Source organism: Bacillus sp. AFS031507 (assembly GCF_002584635.1).
In the GTDB taxonomy this organism is placed as follows: domain Bacteria; phylum Bacillota; class Bacilli; order Bacillales; family Cytobacillaceae; genus Neobacillus.
In genome coordinates this window covers 1-2,717 of sequence record NZ_NUOW01000069.1, presented here as the reverse complement: position 1 = coordinate 2,717, position 2,717 = coordinate 1, and the positions used below count along the sequence as shown (strand labels likewise).

Here is a 2,717-nt window from a genome sequence, read left to right as displayed (position 1 = left end):
ATACAGATAGGTAAGGCTTTGAAGTTATCGCTACCTTTTCCCCCTGTTCACACCGTACATGCGACTTTCACCGCATACGGCGTTCCAACTAATCCAATTCATTCAATTCTATGTATTTGTTTAGATTGATGTTGCTTTCTTCCGAAATCATATGGCTTCGTTTTTACATTGTAATCGAAATTCGTTTAGTTTTTCTTTTTGCTTTTTGGTAAGTTTTGAGACTTTGAGTAATTTCTGTATCTTTTCACTATCCTTGAGATGGACTAGTCGATGAACAGTTTCATGAAGTATTACTAGGTTTGAAAATGTATCATCTTTTGATAGATGATACGGATTCTTGTGATGGCAGTGCCAGTCACTGATTTCAAGCTCAACTCCTGTTACCGCACATTTACCGTATTGAGCAATAAACTTACTTATTCGATTGTCATTATATTCAATTGACCGATTTGGAATATAGTTTTTCATGATTGAAAATAAAACCCTTTTGTTTACAGCCTTTAGACTTTTGTGGATTTTATCTCTACCTTCGGCAGTGTAATTACATGTTTCCTGCGAAAAGCATAAGTTTGTTTTATGCTTTTGGGCATAAATGGGTACAAATACCATACTTTGTATTTTATAAAGTTTCGATCTGTAACCTTTGTACCTTTTTTGTAGAGTCGTTGTCATCTCATGAAAGTTCGCATCTGTTCTAAAAATCTTTAAACGATTATACAGTGTTTTTCTTAGATAGAAGTTTAACCTATTAAGATTTGTAGTAATTTGGGTGGCTGCTGAATAGTAATTTTGGATTCCCATTACAACTGTGTTAAAATGCCAGACCGTTTTTGTGCAAGGATTCTTCTGGATGGCTTTAATAGCCTCTTTAATCTTAATGGAGGCATTTGCCTTTGCTTTTCTAGACATGTGAGAATGGACTACATGACCAAACCTAGTTTTTCCTTTCGCAACTACTTTAAAGGTGAAACCAAGAAACTCGGAAGAGTTTTTCTTTAGGTTAATTACCCTTGATTTTTCATCGCTGGTTTCAAGGTGTAATCTTGTTTTCAAAAAGTCTTTTATGGCATAGTTCATTCTAATAGCTTGAGAACGAGTTCTGCACAAAACCTTAAAATCGTCCGCATAGCGGACGATAAAGCATTCTTTTAATCCAGATTTTTTAAGTGCTTGATACTTTATTCCACTGGTCTTATATTTAAAGTTGCTTTCGAATGTTTCCCACTGATTACTTATCCACCAATCAAGTTCATTGAGAACGACATTTGATAATAAGGGTGATAAAATACCACCTTGTGGTGTTCCTTTAACTGGTATTCCTTCGCCATCAATCTCTGCTTTTAATAATCTTGAGATAATAGAGAGTAATACCTTATCCCTAATCCCCAATGACCAAAGCTGTTTCAAATGTTTTCCGTGATTAACATTATCAAAGAAACCTTTTATATCGACATCCACACAATGATGAAGCCCAACTTGATTGACAAGGAATTCGAACCTTGCTTTGGCATGATGAGTGCTTCTATTTGGTCGGAATCCATAGCTATGTTTATGGAATTTAGCTTCGCAAATGGGCTCCAATACTTGTAGAATACACTGTTGGAAAATTCTATCCCAGATGGTTGGAATCCCTAAAGGTCTAAGTTTTCCATTCCCTTTGTCAATAAACACTCGTCTAACCATTTGAGGTTTGTAGCTTTTGAACATGGTTTGAACCGTGTTTATCACATCTTCCACCGATAAATGACAAATATCTTTAATCGTAAGATTATCTGTACCTGCCGTTTTACTACCTGTATTTCTTTTGATATTGCGGTAGGCAAGACGAATATTTTCATTAGAACTCATCAATTCTATTAATCCATAAAACTTTTTACCACTGACACTTTGAGCATATAGAGCGTCAAAGCACTCCTGTAAGTTGTAATACTCATTGTGCCTCAGTTTCTTCCGCTTCAATAAGTCGGCGACTCCTTTCGGAGTTAAACCTCTTTTAGTCTCACAAGAACCTTATTAATCGTTAAAAATCTGCCTTACATGGTTGAATGATTCTTCATTAGTCTAGTGGCTATCCCTCCATGTTGATTAGACATTTCATTGGTACTGTGCCACTACTTTCACTGATATAAAGGCAAGTTATACAGTAACTAGTATCATTATTGCTTTCCTTGTCAACGGTTCAATGGGAGTAAGCCCTCCACGTTATCAGCTTACAATGTTGAGTTATATCTATTATAGAATGAACTTAGGTGCTTCCTGTAAGCCCGTTAACACTCATACGCCTGTAACGTATCATGGATTTTTATATTAGTTATTCTTACTCACCCACGGCTAACCTCACAATTTTGGTGATATACACATTTCTATGTATTGTGCGTATAGACCCGTACATTCAGAAGTTCGTCAGCTTTACCTTTTTCTTTTAGGTGTATTTGCATCCTCACCATATTCATTCAACTCAAGCATCATGAACTACACCACTCCCTCGAGTAGGGTTTCGGCAGCAAAACTGCTACGGTAGTTTCTCACGCCTTTTCACCGAGCTTATAACACTATCATTCTTACTAAATCCAATGCTATTCGGCTAAGAGAGAACCCTTCAGGGCGTTACCCCATCATTTGATTCTTCGATATAACCCTTCAGTTCCGACAGGAACTGCCTGACCTTTACCTGAAGATTGTAACCAATCTCAATTTAAACCAGGAACATTTCGCAC

General features: G+C 36.6%; 1 protein-coding gene. It reads right to left on the bottom strand.

The genetic code is table 11. The features are described 5' to 3' along the window. Positions 1-147: 147 nt before the first annotated feature. Positions 148-1,959, bottom strand: a complete 1,812-nt coding sequence (ltrA, locus tag COE25_RS28935; protein WP_098935111.1) for a group II intron reverse transcriptase/maturase — start codon at positions 1,957-1,959, stop codon at positions 148-150. Positions 1,960-2,717: the final 758 nt, after the last annotated feature.